The organism is Vibrio sp. 14N.309.X.WAT.E.F5 (genome assembly GCF_030397615.1).
Lineage (GTDB): Bacteria > Pseudomonadota > Gammaproteobacteria > Enterobacterales > Vibrionaceae > Vibrio > Vibrio lentus.
This window is the reverse complement of sequence record NZ_JAPNXR010000010.1, coordinates 51,290-77,006: the sequence shown is the minus strand read 5'-3', so window position 1 is coordinate 77,006 and position 25,717 is coordinate 51,290. Positions and strand designations below refer to the sequence as shown.

The window sequence follows — 25,717 nt, the reverse complement described above, 5'->3', positions numbered from 1 at the left end:
TGCTCGCTTTTACAAAGTGATGTTTAGTGCACTTTGTACTAACGGTTAGGCAAAACCATTCTGCTGTAAGAATTCCATCGTCAATCGAGATTCAGGTTCAGACTCTTGCTGCTGACCTTGCAGTAGGCGTTCCATGTAGCGCGCTAATACATCAACCTCTAGATTCACTTTGCGACCAACATTGAATTGATCAATGGTCGTTTCTGAAGAGGTGTGGGGAACGATAGTCAGCTTAAAGGCATTCTTGCGTAAATCATTCACTGTCAGGCTAATACCATCAACGGTGACTGAACCTTTTTGAGCCACGTATTTTGAGATCTCTGCTGGCATTTCAACCCAGAACTCAATCGCACGACCGACTTGGTTACGCTCAACAATCTCACCCACGCCATCAACGTGACCCGATACTATATGACCACCGAAACGCGTGGTCGGTAGCATAGCTTTCTCTAGGTTGACCTTATCGCCAGCTTGGTAATCGACAAAACCCGTTTTTTTCAGGGTCTCAAGCGAAAGGTCTGCACTGTAGCTGTGGTCGTTATACTCAACTACGGTCAAACAAACACCATTGGTCGCGATACTGTCGCCTAACTTAACGTCAGCCATATCAAGATTACCAACATTAACCGTTACGGTGATGTCTTCTCCGCGGGGAGTGATTGCACTCAATGTACCTACGGCTTCTACAATTCCTGTAAACATTTTAAAACTCTTTTTGTTGTCAACGACACGTATGCTGTTGGAATGACTATTTCTACTGTGGTTTCGTCGCGATAATAGGTTTCGCGACGATGCGAATATCCACACCAACCTGTCGAACATCTTTAATTTCTAGGTCAATTACATCAGACATTGAAGTGAGCCCTAATGCGCCCATCAAACCTCGTCCGTCACTGCCCATTAGTTTAGGTGCTAAATAGAGGATTAGCTCATCCACCAACTGTGCTTCAATCAAGCTTTTTGCCAATGTTGCACCCGCTTCTACCCAAATATGATCAATATGGTTCGCTGGCAATTGACACATTAGATCGTGCAAATCGAGCTGACCTGCATCCGTAGTTCCGACTTCAATATCAGCAGAGGTTTCAGCGACTCTCAATACCGATGTTGGAGTTTGGAATAACTTGAGCTCAGGATACAGTTGATTTTGACGATCAAGAATTACGCGAATTGGCTGACGCAACTCGTCTTCAACGTAATTTGTTTTGGTACTGCTTGGCAACTCTGCCCAACGAACATTCAGCGACGCGTTGTCTTCAATCACCGTTTGGCTGGTTGATAGCACCGCGCCTGATTTTGCTCGATAGTTCTGAACATCTCGACGCGCTTCTGGCGATGTGATCCATTGGCTTTGACCATTTTCTAATGCCGTTTGGCCATCAAGGCTCGCGGCCATCTTTAACTGAACGAATGGCATGCCCGTTTGCATACGCTTGATAAATGCAGGATTTAAATCGAGAGCATCTTGCTCTAACAAGCCGATTTCAACCTCAATACCTGCGTCGCGTAGCATCTTGATACCACGGCCTGCGACTTTAGGGTTTGGATCCTGCATGGCACAAATCACTTTTGAAACTTGAGCCTTAATCAAACCTTCAGCACAAGGTGGTGTTCGACCATAGTGCGAACAAGGTTCTAGCGTGACATAAGCGGTCGCGCCTTTTGCCTTGTCACCCGCCATTCTCATCGCGTGTACTTCGGCATGAGCTTCGCCAGCTTTGGCATGAAAACCTTCGCCAACGATCTGACCGTCGGTTTGTACGATGACACAACCCACATTCGGGTTGGGTGCAGTAGTGTAAATGCCGCGTTTTGCTAACTGAATAGCACGCGACATCATTTGAAAATCTAGGGGAGTAAAGTTAGACATGATTGAGGAATTAGTCCTCTAATTTAGCGATTTCTTCGCCAAACTCTCGGATGTCTTCAAAGCTGCGGTAAACAGAGGCAAAACGGATGTACGCCACTTTATCCAATACTTTCAATTGACCCATAACAAGATTACCAATCATCTCGCTTGGTACTTCACGCTCACCAGTTGCACGGAGTTGTGACTTAATCGTACTGATCGCAAGTTCAATGGCATCAGCACTCACTGGGCGTTTCTCTAGGGCGCGCTGTACACCACCGACCATTTTATCTTCATTAAATGGTTCGCGGTTTCCATTCGACTTTATGACTTTAGGCATCACAAGTTCTGCCGATTCGAACGTCGTAAAGCGTTCACTACATGCAAGGCATTGACGGCGACGGCGAACTTGATGGCCATCGGCTACCAGTCTTGAATCGATTACTTTAGTGTCGTTCTCTGAACAAAAAGGACAATGCATATCACCTCCAAATAATTGAATATCAGTGTAACGGAATTGCCAAACGTTAGGAAAGAAAAAGGGCCAATTAAGGCCCTTTTGTGTGGTGATTCATTGATTATTGCTACTCAAAAGCAATTTCAAAAATGAGCTGAGGAATAAAATTAACGACCAGCGTTAACCACGAACCAAATAGTTCGCTTTGCCCACCCATTTGTAACTTGTCAGTTCTTCTAAGCCCATTGGACCACGAGCATGCAGTTTCTGGGTAGATACTGCGACTTCAGCGCCTAAACCAAACTGTGCGCCATCGGTGAATCGTGTTGATGCATTCACATAAACCGCTGCAGAACCGACTGAGTTAATAAAGCGCTCTGAGCTCTCTAGACTATTCGTCATGATCGCATCTGAGTGGCTCGCATTGTGTATGCGCATGTGGTCAATCGCTTCTGCCACACTAGCGACTACTTTCACACCTAACGTGTAGCTTAGCCATTCAGTGTCAAAGTCACCTTCAACTGCATCACGTTGGTCTTCAAAACCCGCTAGCAGCGATTTTGCGCTAGTGTCAGCAACCAAGGTAACCTTGCCTGCTAAACGCTGTGTTAGCTGCGCTAAGAAAGCTTCAGCAACCGCTTCGTGCACTAATAATGTATCTAGCGAGTTACACGCAGATGGGCGTTGAACTTTTGAGTTTTCAACCACATCAACAGACTTCTCAAGGTCAGCGCTTTCATCAACAAAGATATGGCTGATACCAAAACCACCAATGATCACTGGAATGGTGCTGTTCTCTTTACACATCTTGTGCAGGCCAGCGCCACCACGTGGAATGATCATATCCACGTAGTCATCCAACTTAAGTAGTTGAGATACGAGTTCACGATCCGGCTTCTCGATGTACTGAACAGAAGCAGCTGGAAGCTCCGCTTTCTCTAATGCAGACTGGATAACTTTAACCAGTTCCATGTTCGAGAAGAACGTCTCTTTACCACCACGTAGAATGCTTGCGTTGCCTGTCTTCAGACACAGAGCTGCAATATCGATGGTTACGTTCGGACGCGCTTCATAGATAACACCAACCACACCAAGTGGCACGCGGCGGCGAGACAGTGACATACCGTTTTCCAGTACCTTGCTGTCAATTTCGCTGCCAACTGGGTCGTTCAGGCTAATCACGTTACGCACATCGTTAGCGATACCGGTTAAGCGCTCTTCATTAAGAAGTAGACGATCAAGCAGTGCGTCGGTCAGACCCGCTTCGCGACCAAGTTCGATATCTTTCGCGTTCGCTTCTAAAATCGTTGCTGCGTTTGCTTCTAACTCATCAGCGATGATCGCCAATGCCTTGTTCTTCTGCGCCGTTGATGCGGTCGCTAGGTGGAAAGCAGCGTCTTTTGCTGCAATACCCATGTTAGTTAAATCCACGTTTAACTCTCCCTAAATTCTGTCTGTCTTTGGATGTAAAAAGGCGATTCGCCTTATCATCACGAGCTATTCTTGGATTACAACTAGGTCGTCACGGTGAATGACTTCTGACCCATAATCGTATCCAAGAATGTCGCCAATATCTTTACTGTGCTTGCCTGCAATTTTTGCTAGGTCTTGGCTTGAATAACTGGCGATACCACGCGCAATTACTTTGCCTTTGCTGTCTGTGACTTGGGTGACTTCACCACGAGAGAATTCGCCTTTAACTCGAACAACCCCTTTTGCCAACAAGCTACTGCCTTTGGTGTTAACGGCATTGACTGCGCCATCATCGACTACGATGTCACCAGCTGAAGCAGGGCCCGCTAAAATCCAGCGTTTACGGTTTTCAAGCGCTTCCGCTAAAGGCAAGAAACGTGTGCCTTGTGGGTTATCACTCAGTGAATCAAACACCACATTTTCAGCACTGCCCGCAGCAATAATCACTTCGATGCCTGCGCGACGAGCAATATCAGCCGCCTGCAGTTTTGTTGCCATGCCGCCGGTACCTAATGTCGTACCACTGCCGCCTGCGATCTTGCGCAGTGTGTCATCAATGGTTTTCACTTCTTTGATGAGCTCAGCATTTGGATCTTTGCGAGGGTCAGCCGTAAACAGGCCTTTTTGGTCGGTTAATAGCAAAAGCTTATCAGCGCCGCATAAAATACCAACCAATGCCGACAAGTTATCGTTGTCGCCCACTTTAATTTCGTTGGTGGCTACTGCGTCGTTTTCGTTTACTACAGGAATAATATCGTGTTCAACGAGTGCGTTGATCGTGTCACGTGCATTAAGAAAACGCTCGCGATCATCGAGATCAGCACGAGTCAGTAGCATCTGGCCAATTTTAAGGCCATAGATAGCAAACAAAGACTCCCAAACTTGAATCAACTGACTTTGCCCAACTGCCGCAAGCAATTGTTTGCTCGCCATCGAGTTGGGAAGTGCGGGGTAACCAAGGTGCTCACGTCCGGCTGCAATTGCACCAGACGAAACCATAACCACAGAGTGGCCTTGTTTTTTTAATTCAGCACATTGACGAACCAACTCAACCATGTGAGCGCGGTCTAATGCCAATGTTCCACCAGTTAAGACACTGGTACCCAGTTTAACAACGACAGTTTTACTCTGTGTTGTTGTCCCGCTTTGATGATTTGTTGTCATGAAGTCTTTTATGAATAAAACAAATAAGAGGTGATGTTTTAGCAATCAACAAGAGAATTCACAAGTAGAAAAGGTGCGAAATCGCACCTTTTTGCTTTATAGAGAAGAGTAACCTTTAAAATCAGACGAATTCGACAGACTCTTCGTCTAACTGAACGCCGATTTCAAATTTCTTTTGAAGTTCGTCAACCAGCTTTTGGTGAAAGGCTTCTTGAGTTCGAGAGACCTCAGCGACTGCCTTTTTAGGTAATGGCAAAGGATCCCAGTTACCATCGATGTTGTATTTACCCGTGTTGTACTTCGCCGAAAATCCTTCTTCCGACTTATCCAACTCTAGCCACCAGCCCCAGAACTCGCGCTCTTCTGGTGACTTTTTATCGTTCACACACACAGACAAGCAATCAAAGATATAGTGGCCTTCTTCTGATTGCGGCTCCCTCAAATACGGACCAATGGCCTTTAAAACGTTTAACAAGCGATAATGTGTCGGTTGCTGTGTCACTTCTGACATATTGAATCTCCATTTTCAATGTTAAGAATGACTTTACTCAGACTGCAATACGTAGAAAACATGCAGTTGGATTTTATAAATTTTCTCTGAGTATCAGGTACTTACTTTGTACACTTTTCATGCTTAACTAATTTAGGAGAAATGTCATCTAAATAATTCATCCTCGAGCCACTTTATCGCTAATTCGAGGGATTGCTCATACCCCTGTGTAATTGATTTAGTTTTGATTTTCTTCGCTTTGCCGTAATCACTGTAAATAGCAACCAGTTGATTATCCAGATGCGGTGAAACAGGGTCACCTTCCAAAGCCAATGCCAAAATAGGAACACTGGTTTTACTGTTAGCCAGCAAGCCTTGCACCTTCAATGACCAAGCCATCAGTTGCCCAGAAAGGCTATTGATATCCACCGCTCCTTTGCCAAGGCGAGAAGCCAACACATCCAAATGCATCTTGGGCATCTGCTTGAGTTTGTCCGCATGAACAAATATATCGTGGATCGGAGCGCCAAGAGAGATACAGGCTTTCAGTTTGTGCTGCTCAAGGAAGGATAGCCTCACCATCGCGTTACCACCGAATCGGAAACCAAACAGACCGACTTTATGATGGTCGACCCATGGAATATTAGGCAGTTCATTCAACACGGCTTGATGCAGACAAGAAGAGTCTTCGGTTAATGGCCAATGCGAACTGTGCCCTATCGATGGCATATCAATCGTTAGCATCGCAATGTTTTTCGGTGCTAGGTAATCTCTAAACAGACGCCACATGTCAGTTTGCAAGCTATCTAAACCCGCACTCACGATCACGACAGGTTGTGGTTTGTCTGTTTTGGTTAGATGTAAGTTCGCCTTAATCTTTTTGTTTTGATACGGCACTTCGATTTGTTTGACGATCAATTTGGTGTGTTTGATCGCTTCAGAATACGCCGCATTCGCTAATACCTGCGCCTGAGCAGCAAGGTTGTCGTTCTTTAGATGTGGGTAACCCGCAATGCTGAAACATAACGATGCTGAAAACAGCTCTTCAGCCATCTCTTCACCGTTCTTCTCATTAGAACGATTCTGATGCTGCATACCTAGCTTGGTCCATTCGTATGCCCAGTTACCACTGCGGTAGCCCATCACGGTATCTAACCACTCATCGGTGGTACGAGAATTATCGGATGAGGCGATGCGTGCCAATACCGCTTCTTGCTCTATCGGGTTTACGCCTTGCCATACCCACTGAAGACGTCTTAGGTTTCGATACCAAGATGAGTTCTGCTCTTCACGCTTTTTATCCAACAGTTCTTCTGAACTTGGCATGTAACGCGTGAGCATTGAGGTCTCTTTAGCCTGCTTGTGCTTTACAAACAAGGTTTCCGAAAGGTTCGAGCTCGTTTCTTCTGATTCAGACATTGGGATACTTAATAAGAAATGGTTGTTACTAATCATATAAAAAAAAATGACCCTATAAAGGGTCATTTCTCAAAAAACTAAGTTTACACTTATTTTGACTTGCGATTTACCGGCTCAACGAAGCTTAGGCTAGTATCCCAAGGTTGCTCGATCCATGTGTCTTGCGCGATATCAACGATGTATTCGTCTAACAAATCTGCGCCAGATGGTTTTGCACATACAGCGATCAGTTTCGCTTTAGGGTACATTTCGCGAAGCTTGCGTGCAGTGTCACCACTATCAACAAGGTCTTCAACGATTAGGAAACCTTCGCCGTCACCTTCAGGTGCTTTAACGACTGTCATATCACGCTGGTGATCGTGGTCGTAGCTAGAAATACAAATCGTATCTACGTGACGAATACCTAGTTCACGAGCCAAGATTGCACCAGGAACCAAACCACCACGGCTTACTGCCCAGATACCTTTCCACTGTTCTGCTGGCATTTGCTTTTCAGCTAGTTGACGGCAGTAAGTCTGCATGTTGTCCCAAGTGATAACGAATTTGTTGCTCATAGTATAAAACCTAATAATTTTGTCATGTTATTAGAGGCTATGCCTTACATAGCCTCTTCAGCGATTAAGCAGAAATCTAGACGATTAAGCGAAAATGTATTTAAGAATAAAGATAACCGACATTACCCACACAGCAGGTGAAACGTCGCGACCTTTACCACTTAGCAGCTTAATTGCAGCGTAAGCGATGAAACCTAGTGAGATACCCTCAGCGATAGAGTACGTCAGCGGCATAAGCAGACATGTTACCACGACTGGTGCAGCTTCCGTAAGATCACGCCAATCAATGCCAACTAGGCCAGACATCATCAGAATTGCTACATAGAAAAGTGCACCTGATGTTGCGTAAGCCGGAATCATACCTGCAAGTGGCGAGAAGAAAAGAGCCAGTAGGAATAAGATACCAACAACAACCGCAGTTAGACCTGTACGACCGCCTTCAGCAACACCCGCAACACTCTCAACATAAGAAGTTGTGTTTGATGTACCTAGCAATGCACCAATAGACGTTGCTGTTGAGTCAGCAAGTAGTGCCTTGTTTAGACGAGGCAGTTTACCGTCTTCTTTGATGAGGTTTGCTTTCGTAGCTACACCAACCAGAGTACCCGCGGTATCGAACAAATCGACGAACAAGAATGCGAATACGACTGAAATCATACCGATTTCAAATACAGCAGAGAAATCAAGCTGCATGAACGTAGGAGCTAGGCTTGGTGGTGTAGACATGATGCCGCCGTATTGAACGTCACCAATTGCAATGCCGATAGCCGTGATTGCTAGAATCGCAATCATTACCGCACCTTTCACACCGCGGTGAACAAGAGCAATAGTCAGGAAGAAACCAAGCGCACCTAACATTGGCGCAATCGCAGTGATATCGCCAAGTGAAACCTTAGTCGCTGGGTTAGAAACAACGATGCCTGCATTGCTAAGCGCGATAAACGCAAGGAAAAGGCCGATACCCGCAGAGATACCAACACGCAGAGACATAGGGATCGAGTTGATAATCCATTCACGGATCTTAAAGATACTTAAGAAGATGAAGATTACGCCTGATACGAAAACCGCTGCCAAAGCAACTTGCCACGTATAACCCATACCCATTACAACAGCGTAGGTAAAGAATGCGTTCAGACCCATGCCTGGAGCTTGCGCGATTGGGTAGTTAGCAACAAAACCCATGATGAAACAGCCAATAGCGGCCGCTAAACAGGTTGCTACAAATACAGCGCCATGGTCCATACCAGCATCAGCTAGAATCATTGGGTTTACAAAAATGATGTAAGCCATTGTTAGGAAGGTTGTTAGACCTGCGATGATTTCAGTGCGCACATTGGTGCCATTTTCACTGAGTTTGAATAGCTTTTCGAACATTATCGAATCCTATAAGGGTAAAAAGTAAACGGTTGCGTAATCGATTGGCTGTGGATTATAAAGTTATCAAATAACAAATTCCAGATAGAATTAAGGCTCTAATCGATATTTATCAGAATGCCGTATGAAACAAAGCGATTAAAAACGAAGAAAGACAGGAACAATAACGAATAAAAACAATACGTTAGTGAAACTCAACACCATAGAATCACTTGGCTATTTTTCAAACCATCAGTTATTTTCATTGAGAATGTAGCCATCAAATTCTCAATTTAAACCCACAAGAGATGTGTATTTTTCAACAGGATCAGTAATAAGGCGCAAATTGATATTTTAGCGTTTAAAAAACAACCGCTGAGAATGGTAGAAAAAGTAGTGAATTGACGCGATAGGGAAAAAGTAGCAGGCAAAAAAAACGCCACTCAATACTGAGTGGCGGTAGAATCTGTCAACCAAAAGGGTTGTAAAAGAATTCCAATATATAGGGGTGAACAAAACTGTTCGAGTTACATGCTTGTGGTATTAGTAACCAAAGCTTGTAGGGTATGCAAAGTTGCTAGTGTAAACAGAGCTGTTAAGCCAGAACATTGCAGATGGTAAACCTTTCATAACTATCACCTTAATAAATCAATAAAAAACGAATTTGATTTCTCGGTTCCTTGGAGGCGATAAAACGGACTCATCCTTTGAGCATTTACTCTTCACTTCAGAAGTTGGTTATTAATATACCCGAAAGAAAAAAGATTACAAGTATTTTTTGCTATACGTCACACTTTTGGCTAATTATGGTTATTTAAGAAACTTTATTTTGTAATTAAATTACAAAATAGACTTAAACAAACGTTTGCTTACGCCATTTATAAGCATCAAAGCGCTTAACCATGATCAGATAGACAAGATCGCTTTCAAAATTTGAGCTATTTGAGGTTTAGAACCGCTACTCGTCAAAACGCTCAAGTGGTATGCTGTTGCCATCAAAACAGACCCATATTTTAGATTTTTATTCTAAGGTTTTACCTATAGAAATCCTAAATATATGGTTACCAAATAAAAAAGGAGTCATCCGTGTCTGAATTCCATTCTGAGATCAGTAAATTATCCCCTGCCCCTATTTGGCAGTTCTTCGATAAGATTTGCTCAATCCCACATCCTTCTAAGCATGAGGAAGAGCTAGCTCAATACATTATTGCTTGGGCAACAGAGCAAGGTTTAAATGTACGTCGCGACCCAACGGGTAACGTATTCATTACTAAACCTGCAACGCCAGGCATGGAAAACAAAAAAGGTGTAGTGCTACAAGCGCACATCGATATGGTTCCACAAAAGAACGAAGACACGGTTCACGACTTCGCTAAAGATCCTATCCAGCCATATATTGATGGTGAGTGGGTTACAGCAAAAGGCACAACACTGGGTGCTGATAACGGTATGGGTATGGCTTCTTGCCTTGCTGTACTGGCATCAAACGAAATCAAACATGGCCCTATCGAAGTTCTACTAACAGTAGATGAAGAAGCAGGCATGACTGGTGCTTTCGGTCTTGAAGCAGGTTGGTTAGAAGGTGATATCCTTCTTAACACCGATTCAGAGCAAGAAGGCGAAGTGTACATGGGTTGTGCTGGCGGTATCGACGGCGCAATGACATTTGAAATTGCACGTAACGCAATCCCAGCAGATTTCGTAACACGTAAGCTAACGCTAAAAGGCCTAAAAGGCGGTCACTCTGGTTGTGACATCCATACTGGTCGTGCAAACGCGAACAAACTGCTTGCTCGCTTCCTAGCGGGTCACGCAAAAGAGCTAGACCTTCGCATCGTAGAATTCAAAGGTGGTAGCCTTCGTAACGCTATTCCTCGTGAAGGCTTCGTAACGGTTGCGGTTCCAGCAGCAAACCAAGAGAAACTGGCTTCGCTATACAACTACTACACAGAGCTGCTTTCAACAGAGCTAGGTAAAGTAGAAGACAGCATCGTGACTTTCAATGAAGAAGCTTCTGTAGAAATGGGCGCACTTGCGTCAGCAGACCAAGCTCGCTTTATCGCGGCACTTAACGCATGTCCAAACGGCGTGATTCGTATGAGTGACGAGATTGAAGGTGTTGTTGAAACGTCTCTAAACGTAGGTGTTATCACAACAGAAGAGAACTCAATCACAGTGCTTTGCCTGATCCGTTCTCTTATCGATTCAGGTCGTAGCCAAGTAGAAAGCATGCTTCACTCTGTTGCTGAACTAGCAGGCGCTAACATCGCGTTCTCTGGTGCTTACCCAGGTTGGAAACCAGACGCAGATTCAGAAATCATGCATATCTTCCGCGACATGTACGAAGGTATCTACGGTCACAAGCCAAACATCATGGTTATCCATGCTGGTCTTGAATGTGGTCTATTCAAAGAACCTTACCCGAACATGGATATGGTTTCTTTCGGCCCAACCATCAAGTTCCCTCACTCTCCTGATGAGAAAGTGAAGATCGATACGGTTGAGCTATTCTGGAACCAAATGGTTGCGCTACTTGAAGCTATCCCAGAAAAAGCATAATTCGATAAGCTATGTTTGTTCAATGAATCGTGCTTTTCAATAAATAGCACTTTTCAGTAAACACCTTTTATCCGAGACAAAATAAAACAGGTACTCAATGAGTACCTGTTTTTGTATCTAATCTTTGTAATGACTATTTGTGACTAAAGAAACAATTAAGCGCGTGTAGCCGCGTAGCTCTCTAGTTCATCAATTGAAGTTTGTGCCACAACTTCACCATCGATGAAGTACGTCACCATCTCGCCATCGCGAACACCGATTAACGTCGCACGCTCACCAGATTGGTAAGTAATATCCATTTGGATAGTGTTTTCATCAATCTGCTGCATTTGACCTTTCTCAATCACATCGGCACTCGTAATTGGGCCTACAGGCGCTTCCGTTAGAGACGGATCCAACTGATGGTTGATGTCTAGGTACGTATCAGTCTTTGTATCAAAGATGTGCGGAGAACCAGTTAGTGGGTTGCTACCAGTCCAGAACTCTAGTGAGTTGAATACCAGGTAATCGGCAGCAACTGTTAGGCCGTAAGCAGGCGCTAGTAGCATGTTCAAGCCACCACGTGCGTAACGGTTATCAACAGCCTTAACGTTAAACTTCATTAGGTAACCGGTTACTGCGTTACTACCAACACAGCCAGATAAAGCGACAGAAACCACCGCCAGAGCAACGACTTTTGAAATTGTTTTTTTCATTTTTATCTCGATATATGAATTTGGCCGCCAAAAAATGGCGATGGATAATACCAATCAACCGAACGACAAATATCAGAGTTAAATCAATGTATTGTCAGAAAATTCACAATTAAAAACACCCTCTAATTAGCCAAATCAAAAACAGAAACCAATTCAGAAGCCTCTCCATAAAAAACTTTTGTCGTGACCGTAAAGTGATTGATTCGTACTAAAAATCAACGATTGATACATTCCGTGTTAACGAATTATCACTATGTTGAGAACAACCTAAATGGCAAGACTAAAACCTAATCAACCCTTCGAATTACTTGGTTATACTGTTCAGCCAGGGCAACGAATGGAGATTGAACTGCAAGCTGCCCTGCTTTACACGCACTCTCCACTTTCGATCCCGATTGAAATTATTCACGGTCGCCAAGCAGGTCCAACACTGATGGTAAATGCGGCTATCCACGGCGATGAGCTAAACGGTGTTGAGATTGCACGACAACTGACAAACGCGATTGATCCAAAGAAGCTGAAAGGGACATTAATTGTTGTGCCGATCGTTAACGTGTTTGGTTTTATCCATAAATCTCGTTACCTACCAGACCGTCGTGACCTAAACCGTTGCTTCCCTGGTAGTGAGAAAGGATCGCTAACATCACGCATCGCTCACACCTTCTTCGAGAACGTAGCAAAGCACTGTGATTACATTCTGGATCTACACACGGGTGCAATTCACCGTACTAACTTGCCACAGATCCGTGCAAACCTGTCGAATCCAGAAACACTGCGCATCGCAAAAGCGTTCGCAACACCAGTGATCATTGATTCTCCATTGCGTGATGGTTCACTGCGTAGCGAAGCAGAAAAGTTGGGGATTCCTGTACTAACGTATGAAGGTGGTGAAGCGCTGCGTTTTGATCACCTAGCGATTCGTGCGGGTTACCTTGGCGTGCATCAAGTAATGAAAGAAATCGGCATGCTGCGCCCTAACCGTAAGAAGTTGCCAGAGCCAGTACTGAGTAAATCCACCAGCTGGATCCGCGCTGAATCAGACGGTATTTTGCGTAACATGGTAAGGCTTGGTGAACAAGTTGAAGCAGGACAAACTCTGGCTTACATCAGTTCACCTCTAGGTCACCAAGAAGGCCAAGTGATCACAACCAAAGGCGGTATCGTGATTGGCCAACAAACGCTGCCTCTAGTGAATGAAGGTGACGCGGTGTTCCACATTGCTTACTTCAAGCAAGATGATGATGAAGTGGGACAGTCTGTTGAGAGTTACATTGAAGAAGTCGCGGAAGATGATTGGTTAACGACTCTGAACAACTAAGTTTGCAGAGTAAGTTAGCTGAATAACGCTCAGAAATGCAAAAGCCCCAATATACTTTTAACTAGAAAGAGAAAAGTTATATTGGGGCTTTTTTCTGCTCTTCTTCAAACAAGAAGAGCATAAATTATTGCGACTTACTCGTCGTCTAGCTCTTCTGCGCGAGCTTTTGCACGTGCTTCACGCGCTTGCTCAGCTTTAAGCTCTTTAGTGTGACGCAATTCATCACGCTCTTTACGTTGCTCTGATTTACGATCGTTACGCTCAGCTTGGTTTGCGATGAAAGATGCTAGTTCTTTCTCAGCCCACTCTTGTGCTAGAGCTTCAGTTTCAAAACCAGATTCACGCTTAGATACTGTTGTGCTGCGAGACGTTACTTGACGAGTAATCTCTGCACACCAACCGTTGCGTTTTTCTGTAATGCGGATATCAAATTTTTTGTTCTTAGACATGTTCTATTTATTCCTAAGGGAGATCATTAAGGGATCGGTCAACTTTGATAACTCCATCTAAGTGAGCATCTTTTAACACCATCCCTTGGTAAGCGCGGTATTAGAGCACAAATCCATGGATATTGCTGCAAATATTTGCAGCGGATCACACTCCATTGCTGCAAATCGTTTGCGACTCATTTCAATTCTTTCATTACCCTCTATTCACCAGCAATTTCAGCGCTGTTTTATCGACAGCAATGAAATGAACTATGCTCAAACAGAGAGAAATAAATCGCCTAAAATCTCACATTAATAGGCGTAAGCATCTCACCTACTCCGCCCATAATTAAAATAGCTAAGGAGTTGCTATGGATAGCTTCATCAAAAAATTACCGAAGGTTGAGCTTCATTTACACATAGAAGGCACACTAGAACCTGAGTTGATGTTCCAACTCGCCAAGCGCAATAACGTGTCGATTCCCTTTGAGAATCCAGACCAAGTTCGCGAAGCCTATCAATTTCACAACCTGCAATCCTTCCTCGATATCTATTACCAAGGCGCCAACGTGCTGATCCACCAGCAAGATTTCTACGACCTAACTTGGGCTTACCTATTGAAATGCCAGCAAGACAACGTAGTTCATACCGAAATATTTTTTGACCCACAGACTCATACCGAACGTGGGATAGGTTTCGACACAGTTGTTGGCGGTATCACTCAAGCTTTACAAAAAGCAGAGCAGGAACTTGGGATAAGCAGCCAACTGATCATGTGCTTTCTGCGCCACCTTGATGAAGACAGTGCGTTCGAGACGCTCAAGCAAGCCCTGCCCTACAAAGATAAAATCATAGCGGTTGGGCTAGACTCATCAGAGCAAGGCAACCCGCCTGAAAAATTTAAACATGTCTTTCAAGAAGCCATCAACCAAGGTTTCCTAACCGTGGCTCATGCAGGAGAAGAAGGCCCAGCACAAAATATTAGTGACGCGCTGAGCTTGTTAGGCATAACCCGAATTGATCATGGCGTTCGCTGTGTTGAAGATGACGACTTGATGGAACAGTTAATAGCAAAGCGCACACCGCTGACCGTATGCCCGCTATCGAATACCAAACTCAAGGTCTTCGAAACCATGCAACAACACAACATTGTCAAACTGTTGAGAAAAGGGTTATGCGTCACCATCAATTCCGATGACCCGGCTTACTTTGGTGGTTACATGAATGACAACTTCCTTGCTGTCGCCAATGCTCATCCACTGACGAAAAACGAATTAGCGCAATTCAGTATTAATGCCATTGAAGCGAGCTTCGTTTCCCCTCAGGCTAGACAAGAACTCACCGCGCAAGTCCGCCAATATCTGACAGTGAATTCTTAACGAGCCAATAGATAATACTGAACGAACGAATTGATAGTACTGAACGAATAGAAAAGTGCACTCTTCAACACGATCAAAAAAGGGAAGCTCATTGCTTCCCTTTGATTATCTGAAGGCTTAACTCGCAAGCTTCATCAATCCTCTGATTAACCTGGGTGACCGTCCACTCGCGGGGTTAATAACATCATGCCAAACTTCCAGATAAACAGACCAAACGCCAACGTCCATAAACCCGCGCTGATGTTGACCATCTCAAATAAGTAAGCAGGGAAGAAAGTGACACCTAAGCTACGAACTAATGCCGCGATAAAGATAGCCGAGAACGCCAACGCCATGCTTGGCCCTTTATAGATAGCACGGCCTGTGTGTCCCATGGTGACACGAGTGATCATCGCAAGAATGAGCCCACTCAAACCGCCAATCGCAAACAGGTGCAGCATGTTATGGCTTGCAAATGGATTATCTAATAAGCCTCTTAGCAACAAGCTCAAAGGAATACACATATAAGCCGCATGCAGTGACCACACCAAAGGCTCAGACAACGTTGTCCAAGGCTTCCAACGGACAAAGCGAACCAACTGAGTCACACCTGCAAACACCATCAACTCATTGCCCACTTGAGCAAAGGTCAGCGGGAAGAAGCTCAGCACAAACAACCCAACCAAAGGCAGGTTCGCTAGCCATTCCAACCAAACCAGTGGTTGTGCTTTTTCAAAGTCAAAACGACGGGCCGTGAAGAACGGGATAACTCGTCCACCCATCACGGATAATAGCAAGGTAAACCACCATAACATAGCATGCCATACTGCAGACGATGGGAATGGAGGCATGCCTTTAATCGTCGCGTAACTGGCAAAGTTGGCGACGATAGCCAATATAAACAGCGGTACAAAAAACAGGTTCTTCCAGCCTTTCGATTTCACGACACGGAAACCAATCTCGTAAGCGGCAAAGATCAAGAACAACGCTTCAACCGATGAGATCAACCACAATGGCGCCGGTGTCCAAAATAGAATACGAGGTGCTAGCCACAAACCAACGAGCGCAGCTAATCGATAATGTTTAGTTCCGTTGACTCCCGTCCACGTTTGCACCGCAGTCAGAACAAAACCAACCACAATCGCCATAGAAAAACCAAACAGCATTTCATGTACGTGCCACCAAAGCGCGGGCACTTTTAACACTTCAGGCTGACCATTCTGGAACATGACAACCCAAGCGACGATAGCAATCACGGCATAAAGGCTGCCTAGAAAGAAGAAAGGTCTAAAACCTAAACGAAGATAAGCTGGAATCGCATCTTCTACGCTTTTATCTGTGATATTTAACAAACTCATTCCTCATTTCAGATAACAAGCCAAGTGTGGCTTATATTGAATTGCTACCAATAGCCAAATTCAAGGTGCAGTAATCATCACCGCAATATTGCCTAACACAATGCATGAAACGCGCCAAAGATATAAAACCAATAAAAACAAGCAACAAGGTGTATTTAGAGGTCAAAAAAGTGTCAATTAAACACACCACAAAAAGTCATTTAGACTCGAAGGTGTGTAAAATAAAAAACTACTGACATTTGATTAAGCCAAACATATAGTAAGACTAGTCTCAAATACAAAAGAACAGACAGGGAACGCGATGTATATTTTTGGTTATGGTAGCTTGATCAACTCCTCTTCTCGTCAACTCACAGGTCAAACAGGACAAGCTATTCCTGCGATAGTGCACGGCCTAGTGCGTCACTGGAGTAAAATCGACGACAGCTATGTTTTGTCACCGTTGATCGTCAATCTTGGTGAGGGACAAGTGAATGGTGTTTTGCTTGAGGTCGATGATGTTGCGTTGGCTGAATTTGATCGTCGTGAGCGTGGTTATCACCGAATTGAGTTAAGAAGCGATCAGATAGAGAGCCAAACCGACTTTAAAGCGGATCAATCGATCTGGGTATACATCAAAGACGAAATCGAAGCGCCTTGTGAAAACAGCCCTATCGTTCAAACCTATGTTGATACTGTCATGGCAGGATGCTTAGAGGTGTCTGAAAGCTTTGCTGCGCACTTTGTGGAACATACACAAGGTTGGCACCATCCATTAGAAAATGATCGCCACCAGCCGAAATACGGCAACCTTGCTGGGGTTTCTGATCACCACCACAGTGTGATTGATGGTTTGATACTGACCGTTCGTAGCTAGTCTTTGAGGGCTTTGGGTATTTTGAAGCTTCAGCAACTTGGAGCTTCGGCAATTTGGATCTTCGATCATTTGAAGCTTTGAGAGCAGATAAGTCGATGAGCTTATAACGAATAGTCTCACCGACTAATCTAGACAACTTAAACCACTCGAATACCCGCTGGCATCGCACGTTCCGGTGTCAGCAATACACTTTCAGATTCATCATCTGTTTCCGCACATAACAGCATGCATTCAGAAGTGTGGCCTCTCATCTTCGCTTTAGCTAGGTTACACAACACGACAACTTGCTTGCCCATTAACTCTTCCTCGGTGTAGTAAGGGACTAGGCTAGTCACCGTTTGTAGCGTCTTCTCACCGATATCCACTTGCACAATGTACAGCTTGTCTGCGTTTTCATGACGCACAACCTCGATGATCTTACCCACACGCATTTCTAACTTAGCAAAGTCACCATAAGAGACAGTATCCATTTCTCACTTCCTATATTAATTTATTTTTATCAATTAAATTATTTACTAAAATTAAGTAAAATGTAAATGTTTACACTAGCACTAAGAGCAACAATTACAAGCGGTAAAGATCTCATTACTGGAAGTAAAATGAGAGTTTCATTGCCTTAGTATCATTGTCGGTGTTAAATAGATTCAGCAATATATAGAGGTTAAAAATGGCAACAATTAAAGATGTAGCAAAGGAAGCTGGTGTTTCTGTTGCAACCGTATCTCGAGTAATCAACAAGTCTCCAAAAGCAAGCGCAAGCTCGGTAGAGTCAGTGACTAAAGCGATGGTTAAACTGGGTTACCGCCCTAATGCGAATGCTCGTGCGTTGGTCAGCCAAAGCACCAACACTGTGGGCGTGTTAGTCGGTGATATCTCCGACCCCTTTTTCGGCACGCTGGTTAAGGCTGTCGATAATGTCGCTCGTGAGAACGGAAAACATATCCTCGTTGGTAATGGCTCACACGATCGTGAAGAAGAGAGACAAGCGATTGAGTTGCTGATTAATAGCCGTTGCGATGCCTTAGTTATCCACTCTAAAGGACTCACCGACGAAGAGCTGATTGCCTATGCCAAAGAAGTGAAAGGCTTAGTGCTGATCAATCGTTATATTGCTGAGATTGCGAACCGTTGTATTTTCTTAGACAACAAGAAAGGCGCGTACCTCGCCACTGAATACCTAATTCGTCATGGCCACAAAAACATCGCCTGCATCGCCTCGTCTCACAGCATTGAAGATGCCGATGAACGAGTGCAAGGCTATCTAGCAGCACTCTCCGATTACAAAATCGAGTTATCTGATAGCTATATTGAATATTCAGCGCCCACCAGTGATGGTGGCGAATACGCGATGACCAACCTGTTAACCAAGTCACTGCCGATCACCGGCCTTGTTGCTTACAACGATTACATGGCAGCAGGCGCACTCTCAGTGCTTGATGAAAACGGTATTCAAGCGCCAGACAAGGTTTCTATTGTTGGTTTTGATGACGGCTTAATTGCTCGCTACGTTCACCCTAAGCTGACGACTATCCGCTACCCTATTCAGATGATGGCAGAAAAAGCCACTCGACTCGCGTTAGTGCTGGCTAAAAGTGAAGCTGTTTCCTCTGAGCCAATGATGTTCTCTCCGACTCTGGTTCGTAGAAACTCGGTTGAGAAAGTTGTCTAGCCGCAGAGCTGCCTCTCTTTGCTTTCGCTCGTCTTCTGACCAGCCGTTAGCATCGAATATAGAACACAAAAAAAAGCCCTAACAGAAGCGATTCTGTTAGGGCTTTCTTACCTTACTCTCCCCAACAATAATTCCCTTTGTTAGGCGCCAATTTGGCATAAACCATTTTGAGCTAGAGCAGACTAGTTTGAATAATCCCCCGAAAATTCAAACTGATAACAGGTTCGGTAGCGGTATTCTTGTTCAGGCCTAAGAATACAACTGTCCTGTTTCCACTCTGGATGGTTAGGTGAGTCAGGTAAGAACTGGGTTTCCAATGCAATTCCTGCGTAGTCTTCGTAGCTGCCACCATTTCGATTAGGTGTTCCGCCCAACCAATTACCGGTATACAGCTGCATTGCTGGCTTGGTTGAAAAGACTTTCAGAGTGACAAGTGCATTAGGCGAAGTCACTGTAGCCGCACATTGATCGCGTTTACAGTTTTCCGCTAAAAGAAAAGAATGATCATAACCTTTGGCCGCTTTTTGCTGTTCATCACCCAATAAGCGTTCAGAGATCATCATAGGCTGATTGAAATCAAAGCTGGTTGATTTCACCGATTTCAAATTACCTAATGGGATACCCACCTTATTCGTCGGTAGGTATTGCGAGGCATTGATGCTGACAATATGAGACAAACAATCGTGATCGCTGTTTGCGCCAAGTAAATTAAAGTAAGCGTGGTTAGTTAAGTTCACAACCGTTGCTTTATCGGTTGTCGCAAAGTACTCGATAGACACTCGGTTGTCTTCGGTTAACTCGTAACTCACAGACACATTCAGCAACCCTGGGAAACCTTGGTCGCCATCAGCAGACACTAAGCTATAAACGACCGACATCGGTGTTTGAGCGGTTAACTGCCAGCGGCGTTTATCAAAGCCATCTGAGCCACCGTGTAAAGTATTACCGGATTGATTCGCATCGAGCTTATAACCCGTGCCATCAACTTTAAAACGACCATTGGCAATACGGTTGGCATAACGCCCGACCGTCGCACCAAGGTAGCTGGCTTGTTTCTGAAAGTTTTCCATTGAATCGACACCCAACAGAACTTCTCGTTGATTTCCCTTAACTGGCAGGATACAGCTCAACCAAGTCGCGCCAATATCCATGAATGTTACTTGCATGCCATGCTTGTTGGACAAGGTAACTAACTGAGCAGGGTGACCATCATAGGCTGCCGTTTGTGTCATGGATTGGTGCAAGTTCTGCTCTGATGTCATTCTAAATTCCTTCCTAGTGCCAACAAAAAGCCTCTACATTTAAGCAAAGGCTTTACCATTTGGCCTACCATGATCTTTTTACTTGGTAAGCACTATCTTTCAAGCATGAAATCTCGAAACAGCTAGATTACTTCAATTAGGCTAGCGCCGTCTTTCGCTTGGCACACATAAATCGATTCTTTTAGGCCAGTCGCTGCTTGGTACTTCTGTTCTACCGTTGTTTTAATTTCATCAACTAAAGCAGGCGGAACCAATGCCACGATACAGCCACCAAAACCGCCGCCAGTCATGCGCACGCCACCTTGGTCACCAATCACGTCTTTGACCATATCAACCAGAGTGTCGACTTCTTTGACTGTGATTTCAAAATCGTCTCGCATTGACGCGTGAGATTCTGCCATCAACTCGCCCATACGCTTCATATCATGAGTACGTAAAGCTTGAGCCGCTTCAACCGTACGGTCATTTTCCGTGATCACGTGACGAGCTCGCTTAGCGACCATTTCATCAAGCTCAGAGACTTTGGCATTGAACTGTTCAATCGTCACATCTCGTAATGCTGGAACACCAAAGATGCGCGCTGCTTCTTCACACTGTTCACGACGCGTGTTGTATTCACTGTCGACCAAACCGCGTTTTTTGTTTGAATTGATGATTACCACAGCCATATCTTCTGGCATAGAAACCGCTTGAGTTTCTAGGCTACGACAGTCCAACAGCATCGCGTGGTTTGCACGACCTTCAGCAGAAATCATTTGATCCATGATGCCGCAGTTACAGCCTACAAATTCGTTTTCCGCTTGCTGACCATATAGCGCAACTTCAGCTTGGCTGATCTCTAGGTTGTAAAGCACCTTAAATGTCTGACCGATGACGACTTCCAGAGCCGCAGAAGAACTTAAACCCGCACCTTGAGGCACGTTGCCGGTTACAGAGATGTCTGCACCTTTAAACTCAAAGCCACGACCCATTAGGCATTTCACAACACCACGAATGTAGTTCGCCCACATCTTGTCTTGTTGGAACGTGATCTCTTGAGTGATATCGAATTCGTCTACTGCATTATCGTAGTCGACAGACACAACACGAACGATGTTGTCGTCGCGCTTTGCTGCCGCAACTACCGTTTGGTAGTTAATGGCACACGGTAGAACAAAACCATCGTTGTAGTCAGTGTGCTCACCAATCAGGTTCACACGACCCGGAGCTTGAACGATATGAGTCGCTTGATAGCCAAGGACTTGCTCAAAAGATGCTTTCACGTTTTGGATTAGATCAGACATAAGTAAACTCTCTGCTTAAACTCTTTAATCAATTGGTTATGGCCCCTTTACGGCACCACTTTAATTCTTTTAGATTCCCGACTCCTTTGTTCCTCACTCTCGGGATTGACGCTAAACGTTTCAATGAAACTGTCATTCCAGAATCGAGGAACGAGATATCAGGAATCTCGCTCGTTATCTACGAAGCAACGTATTACTGCTCTTTGTAGTGAACGTCACTCAAATCACGAAGACGTTGCGCAGCTTGCTCTGCGGTTAAGTCACGTTGAGATTCAGCCAGCATTTCATAGCCCACCATGAACTTACGAACCGATGCGCTGCGCAGTAGCGGTGGGTAGAACAAAGCGTGCAGTTGCCAATGATCGATGTCGGTGCCTTCTTCGAAGAACGGCGCATAGTGCCAACCCATCGAGTACGGGAATGAACACTGGAACAAGTTATCGTAACGGCTAGTCAGCTTCTTAATCGCAAGCGCTAAATCATCACGCTGCTCGTCAGTCAGCTCACTCATACGGCGGATGTGTGTTTTTGGTAGCAACATGGTTTCAAATGGCCACGCAGCCCAATAAGGCACCACAGCAATCCAATGTTCAGTTTCAACCACAGTGCGAGAGCCGTCTTTCATTTCAGCTTCAACGTAATCGACTAACAAATTCGAACCTTGCTGGTCGAAGTACTCTTTCAGTAGCTTTTCTTTACGTTCAATTTCGTTGGGTAAAAAACTGTTCGCCCAGATTTGACCGTGTGGATGAGGCTGAGAACAGCCCATGGTCTCGCCTTTGTTTTCGAAGGCTTGAACCCATAGGTAATCTTTACCCAGTTCTTCAATTTGCTCGTTCCAGGTATCAATCACACCACGGATTTTATTGACCGGTAACTCTGGCAGCGTTTTGCTGTGATCCGGAGAGAAACAGATAACACGGCTCAACCCGCGAACACCTTGAGTCTTGAATAGAGGGTTTTCAGACTCTGGAGCGTCAGGTGAATCAGGCATCAACGCCGCAAAATCGTTACTGAATACGTAAGTGCCGTCGTAATCTGGATTTTCGTCACCCGAGATACGTGTATTGGTTGGGCACAAGAAACACTCTTTCTCATACGCTGGAAGTTGCGCAGTCGATGGCTTTTCATCTTGGCCGCTCCACGGACGTTTTGCGCGGTGCGGTGACACCAAGATCCACTGACCCGTTAATGGGTTATAACGACGGTGCGGATGGTCTACTGGGTTAAATTCAACTTTTGACATGTTTAGATTGCTCTCAAATTTTGTGTCTTGGTCAATTCACCAAGATGAATAATTCTTCTACAAGGAGATTCCCTATCACGCTCGTTCCTCGTTGTAGGGAATGACGTTCAAAGCTTCTTTTTCAGAGCTTCATATTTCAACGCAACGGTTACAAAGCCATTCATTGATTACCTTTAGCTCATTCGTCATTCCAGAATCGAGGTACGAGATATCTGGAATCTCTTTTTCTCATATCTGCATTCCCCAAAGAAATTGGAGTTGCAGCTAGGCAGCAAGATTTCCAATATCCATGAGCATAGATCTTCTATGTGATTGGAATTGGTAAGCGCAGCTAACAACGCTGCGGCTTCAATTACGAAGGGGAATAGCCGTTCGGGTTATTCGACTGCCAATTCCACGTATCTGCCGTCATCTCCATCACGCTACGCGTCGCCTTCCAGCCAAGCTCTCGCTCTGCTTTTTCTGTGCTTGCCCAACATTCGGCAATATCACCAGCGCGGCGTGGACAAAGTTCATAAGGGACAGGCTTACCCGATGCTTGTGCGAAGGCTTCAACCATCTCAAGTACACTCGAACCTTTACCAGTGCCTAGGTTATAAATATGTAAGCCAGCCTTCTCACCCACCGCTTTTAACGCGGCGACGTGGCCGTCTGCTAAGTCCATTACATGAATATAGTCACGAACGCCTGTGCCATCGACTGTTGGGTAATCGTTTCCAAACACAGCCAATTTCTCACGGCGACCAACGGCTACTTGAGCAATAAACGGCATTAAATTATTTGGAATACCTTGTGGGTCTTCACCCATGGTGCCTGATGGATGTGCGCCAACAGGGTTAAAGTAGCGCAGTAACGTCACACTCCAATCATTCTCCGCGTTGAACAGATCGCTCAAACACTCTTCCACCATGTATTTGCTGCGGCCATAAGGGTTGGTTGTCGCGCCTGTTGGTGAAGTTTCGGTAATTGGCACTACTTCTGGGTCACCGTAAACCGTTGCCGAAGAACTAAATACGATACTTTTCACACCCGCTTTCTTCATGCTTCGAGCTAACACCAATGAACCATTGACGTTGTTATCGTAGTACTCCAAAGGCTTAGTCACCGACTCCCCTACCGCTTTCAGGCCAGCAAAGTGAATCACGGCTTGGATATCGTTTTCTGAAAACACGCTATCTAGAAAAGATTGATCACGAATGTCACCAAGATAAAACGTTGGTCGCTTTCCGGTTAACGATTCGATTCGTTCTAGCACCAGCTCTTTACTGTTGCAAAGGTTATCAACGATGATTGGCTCCATACCTGCCTGTATCATTTGAATGCATGTATGACTTCCGATGTAACCCATGCCGCCCGTAACCAGTACTTTCACAATCAACCTCTCTTTGTCATCATTCGTGGCTTAATTCGATCTGATATTCAGCTCAATAACGCCCTATACCAGAAATAGTAGCAGCCATTTTGACTATAATTCTGTGATCAAAACCACGAAGTGTAAACGTTTACACTAACTTTCAGCGCTGTGACTGAGCATGGCATGGAGATAACCTATGCTCGATTACATCTAATACATTGAATTTTAATAAGATAATTATTGATAACTAGATTTGAGACATCGTAGAGGAGTTGAACATTTATTTTACTAAAAGTTAATGCAATGACATCTAGTTTGATTACAATAGGTCTGTAGAATAAAGAGGTGCATTGCTTTTTTACTAAAGATGTATTTTCAAAGCAACGCAATGTTCCAATAACAGGAAGTGAGTATGGCAACGTTAAAAGATATCGCGACTGAAGCAAATGTTTCACTGGCTACAGTTTCACGGGTTCTCAATGAAGATCCTACATTAAGCGTCAAGGAAGAAACCAAAAGGCGTATCTTTGAAATTGCCGAGAAGTTGGAGTACAAAACCAGCAGCTCACGAAAAACCGTTAGCAGTAAAAAACAAAATCATCACTTCCTTGCCTTGTATAACTACAAGCAAGAAGCTGAAGTTAACGACCCTTACTACCTATCCATCCGCCATGGTATTGAAACTCAATGCGAAAAAATGGAAGTTGGACTAACCAATTGTTATGAAAGCAAAATACAGGTTAGCTCTAGCAACATTACCGGTGTTTTATTAGTCGGTAGAATGACACAAGAAGTTATCGAGCAAGCGAAAAAGCTGACCGATAATATTTGCTACGTCGACTTTACGGATCACTCAGAACCTTATGATTCTGTCGATATCGATCTTGCTCGTATCAGCAAAGAGATCACCAACTTCTTCATCAACCAAGGTTATCAACGCATTGGTTTCATTGGTGGGCAAGACGACATCAATACTTCAGACATTCGTGAAGTGGCTTTTGCTGAATACGGTGGCCTTAAAAACGTAGTCAGTGAGCAAGATATCTATCGCGGTGACTTCTCTAGCTCATCGGGCTACGACCTAGCGAAGAAAATGCTAGAGAGCGAGAATTACCCGAAAGCCATGTTTATTGCATCAGATTCCATCGCTATTGGCGTTTTACGAGCGATTCATGAGCACGGTTTGCGCATTCCTGAAGACATTGCGCTGATCAGTGTAAATGACATCCCAACCGCTAAGTTTACCTTCCCATCTTTATCAACGGTTCGTATCCATTCTGAACTGATGGGAATTCAAGGTGTTAACCTGCTGATAGAGAAAGCGCGCGACGGACGAACCATCCCACTTAGAGTCTACGTCCCTAGTAAACTCAAGCTGCGCGATACAACAAAATAATCATATAAATCAGACATATAAATCAAGGCCGCCTTTATTGAAGGTGGCCCTTTTTATGTCTTTTATATACGCTAATATACGCATATCTCCCTTCTAAAATACTCACCTAAATCACCAAATGACATTCTTTTAAGTGGATCACACACCACTGTAAAAAGCCCACAAAAAACGTGATG

Annotated in this window: 23 protein-coding genes; 6 read left to right on the top strand and 17 right to left on the bottom strand. The window is 44.5% G+C overall.

Translation table 11 applies throughout. The features are described from left to right. Positions 1-45 precede the first annotated feature (45 nt). From OW495_RS12855 to OW495_RS12815, 9 genes are all read right to left on the bottom strand, one after another. A complete protein-coding gene (locus OW495_RS12855; protein WP_004734396.1) occupies positions 46-702 on the bottom strand; it encodes a riboflavin synthase in 657 nt (218 codons plus the stop codon). Between the two features lie 52 nt (positions 703-754). After that, positions 755-1,870 (bottom strand): bifunctional diaminohydroxyphosphoribosylaminopyrimidine deaminase/5-amino-6-(5-phosphoribosylamino)uracil reductase RibD, encoded by a 1,116-nt coding sequence (gene ribD / locus OW495_RS12850; RefSeq protein ID WP_289886862.1) that lies wholly within the window; start codon positions 1,868-1,870, stop codon positions 755-757. Positions 1,871-1,880: 10 nt separating this feature from the next. Then, positions 1,881-2,330, bottom strand: coding sequence for a transcriptional regulator NrdR (gene nrdR, locus OW495_RS12845; RefSeq protein ID WP_017106265.1), 450 nt, complete (start codon positions 2,328-2,330; stop codon positions 1,881-1,883). A gap of 156 nt (positions 2,331-2,486) precedes the next feature. Further along, positions 2,487-3,737 (bottom strand): glutamate-5-semialdehyde dehydrogenase, encoded by a 1,251-nt coding sequence (locus tag OW495_RS12840; RefSeq protein WP_289886861.1) that lies wholly within the window; start codon positions 3,735-3,737, stop codon positions 2,487-2,489. A 66-nt stretch (positions 3,738-3,803) separates the two neighbouring features. Beyond that, positions 3,804-4,943, bottom strand: coding sequence for a glutamate 5-kinase (gene proB, locus OW495_RS12835; RefSeq protein WP_032498927.1), 1,140 nt, complete (start codon positions 4,941-4,943; stop codon positions 3,804-3,806). A 121-nt stretch (positions 4,944-5,064) separates the two neighbouring features. Continuing rightward, on the bottom strand, positions 5,065-5,454 hold the full coding sequence (gene crl / locus OW495_RS12830; protein WP_017091097.1) for a sigma factor-binding protein Crl: 390 nt from the start codon (positions 5,452-5,454) through the stop codon (positions 5,065-5,067). A 144-nt stretch (positions 5,455-5,598) separates the two neighbouring features. After that, complete coding sequence (gene frsA, locus OW495_RS12825) at positions 5,599-6,852, bottom strand: esterase FrsA (protein WP_026012376.1); 1,254 nt, start codon at positions 6,850-6,852, stop codon at positions 5,599-5,601. Between the two features lie 89 nt (positions 6,853-6,941). Then, the gene (gene tet(34), locus OW495_RS12820; RefSeq protein ID WP_017084190.1) at positions 6,942-7,406 is read right to left on the bottom strand and encodes an oxytetracycline resistance phosphoribosyltransferase domain-containing protein Tet(34); all 465 of its coding nucleotides are present in this window, start codon (positions 7,404-7,406) and stop codon (positions 6,942-6,944) included. Positions 7,407-7,490: 84 nt separating this feature from the next. After that, complete coding sequence (locus OW495_RS12815; protein WP_017106261.1) at positions 7,491-8,780, bottom strand: NCS2 family permease; 1,290 nt, start codon at positions 8,778-8,780, stop codon at positions 7,491-7,493. A 1,065-nt stretch (positions 8,781-9,845) separates the two neighbouring features. On the opposite strand from OW495_RS12815, the gene OW495_RS12810 reads away from it, so the two are divergent. Next, entirely contained in the window at positions 9,846-11,318 is a 1,473-nt protein-coding gene (locus OW495_RS12810) for an aminoacyl-histidine dipeptidase (protein WP_102361916.1), read from the top strand. A gap of 155 nt (positions 11,319-11,473) precedes the next feature. Here OW495_RS12810 and OW495_RS12805 read toward each other — a convergent pair whose 3' ends face one another. Then, complete coding sequence (locus OW495_RS12805; RefSeq protein WP_029223480.1) at positions 11,474-12,013, bottom strand: DUF3332 family protein; 540 nt, start codon at positions 12,011-12,013, stop codon at positions 11,474-11,476. 271 nt (positions 12,014-12,284) lie between these two features. Between OW495_RS12805 and OW495_RS12800 the strand changes: the two genes are divergently transcribed. After that, positions 12,285-13,331, top strand: a complete 1,047-nt coding sequence (locus tag OW495_RS12800; RefSeq protein WP_102306453.1) for a succinylglutamate desuccinylase/aspartoacylase family protein — start codon at positions 12,285-12,287, stop codon at positions 13,329-13,331. Between the two features lie 134 nt (positions 13,332-13,465). On the opposite strand, the gene OW495_RS12795 is transcribed toward OW495_RS12800, so the two are convergent. Continuing rightward, positions 13,466-13,780 carry a DUF3622 domain-containing protein gene (locus OW495_RS12795; protein WP_017106303.1) on the bottom strand — a complete coding sequence of 105 codons (315 nt, stop codon included), beginning with the start codon at positions 13,778-13,780 and terminating at the stop codon, positions 13,466-13,468. A 350-nt stretch (positions 13,781-14,130) separates the two neighbouring features. Between OW495_RS12795 and OW495_RS12790 the strand changes: the two genes are divergently transcribed. Continuing rightward, positions 14,131-15,138, top strand: a complete 1,008-nt coding sequence (locus tag OW495_RS12790) for an adenosine deaminase (RefSeq protein ID WP_289886851.1) — start codon at positions 14,131-14,133, stop codon at positions 15,136-15,138. A gap of 146 nt (positions 15,139-15,284) precedes the next feature. Here OW495_RS12790 and OW495_RS12785 read toward each other — a convergent pair whose 3' ends face one another. Beyond that, entirely contained in the window at positions 15,285-16,469 is a 1,185-nt protein-coding gene (locus OW495_RS12785) for an NnrS family protein (protein WP_029225831.1), read from the bottom strand. A 307-nt stretch (positions 16,470-16,776) separates the two neighbouring features. Between OW495_RS12785 and OW495_RS12780 the strand changes: the two genes are divergently transcribed. Then, positions 16,777-17,331, top strand: coding sequence for a gamma-glutamylcyclotransferase family protein (locus tag OW495_RS12780; RefSeq protein WP_017096780.1), 555 nt, complete (start codon positions 16,777-16,779; stop codon positions 17,329-17,331). A gap of 137 nt (positions 17,332-17,468) precedes the next feature. Here the strand turns inward: OW495_RS12780 and OW495_RS12775 are convergent, their stop codons facing one another. Next, positions 17,469-17,801: a tRNA-binding protein gene (locus tag OW495_RS12775; RefSeq protein ID WP_017110426.1), complete on the bottom strand. Its 333-nt coding sequence runs from the start codon at positions 17,799-17,801 to the stop codon at positions 17,469-17,471. A 197-nt stretch (positions 17,802-17,998) separates the two neighbouring features. On the opposite strand from OW495_RS12775, the gene OW495_RS12770 reads away from it, so the two are divergent. Beyond that, complete coding sequence (locus OW495_RS12770) at positions 17,999-19,000, top strand: substrate-binding domain-containing protein (RefSeq protein ID WP_065110878.1); 1,002 nt, start codon at positions 17,999-18,001, stop codon at positions 18,998-19,000. 182 nt (positions 19,001-19,182) lie between these two features. On the opposite strand, the gene galM is transcribed toward OW495_RS12770, so the two are convergent. From galM to galE, 4 genes are all read right to left on the bottom strand, one after another. After that, positions 19,183-20,262: a galactose-1-epimerase gene (gene galM / locus OW495_RS12765; protein ID WP_289886849.1), complete on the bottom strand. Its 1,080-nt coding sequence runs from the start codon at positions 20,260-20,262 to the stop codon at positions 19,183-19,185. 122 nt (positions 20,263-20,384) lie between these two features. Beyond that, the gene (galK, locus tag OW495_RS12760) at positions 20,385-21,545 is read right to left on the bottom strand and encodes a galactokinase (protein WP_289886848.1); all 1,161 of its coding nucleotides are present in this window, start codon (positions 21,543-21,545) and stop codon (positions 20,385-20,387) included. A gap of 193 nt (positions 21,546-21,738) precedes the next feature. Beyond that, positions 21,739-22,791, bottom strand: a complete 1,053-nt coding sequence (locus OW495_RS12755) for a UDP-glucose--hexose-1-phosphate uridylyltransferase (RefSeq protein WP_099165274.1) — start codon at positions 22,789-22,791, stop codon at positions 21,739-21,741. 352 nt (positions 22,792-23,143) lie between these two features. Beyond that, positions 23,144-24,163, bottom strand: a complete 1,020-nt coding sequence (gene galE, locus OW495_RS12750; RefSeq protein ID WP_017110431.1) for a UDP-glucose 4-epimerase GalE — start codon at positions 24,161-24,163, stop codon at positions 23,144-23,146. Between the two features lie 394 nt (positions 24,164-24,557). Between galE and ebgR the strand changes: the two genes are divergently transcribed. Then, positions 24,558-25,541 carry a transcriptional regulator EbgR gene (gene ebgR, locus OW495_RS12745; protein WP_017110432.1) on the top strand — a complete coding sequence of 328 codons (984 nt, stop codon included), beginning with the start codon at positions 24,558-24,560 and terminating at the stop codon, positions 25,539-25,541. Positions 25,542-25,717: the final 176 nt, after the last annotated feature.